Source organism: Paenibacillus sp. EKM301P, from assembly GCF_011800295.1.
Classification (GTDB): Bacteria; Bacillota; Bacilli; order Paenibacillales; family Paenibacillaceae; genus Paenibacillus; species Paenibacillus polymyxa.
Genome location: NZ_JAALFM010000186.1, coordinates 1 through 210, shown reverse-complemented (window position 1 = coordinate 210; position 210 = coordinate 1). Strand labels below are relative to the sequence as shown.

Below are 210 nucleotides of genomic sequence, written 5' to 3'. Positions count from 1 at the left end.
CGAGTCCTCCAGCATAAAGCGGATACGATCGGCCGGATATTCCGGATCAATCGGCACATAGGCTCCGCCGGCCTTCAGGATCGCGTAGATGCCTACGATCATGTCTAATGAACGGTGGACCAGAATGCCCACAGGCTGATCCGGCTGAACCCCTTGCGCACGCAACGTCCGCGCTAAACGGTTGGCTCGTTCGTTCAGCTCCGCGTAGGT

The 210-nt window shown here is 58.6% G+C and carries 1 protein-coding gene; it reads right to left on the bottom strand.

Annotated features, from left to right (window positions below):
* Positions 1–198: AMP-binding protein (locus HFD99_RS25470; RefSeq protein ID WP_446723038.1), on the bottom strand; the 198-nt coding region annotated here is incomplete at its 3' end.
* Between the last annotated feature and the right edge of the window lie 12 nt (positions 199–210).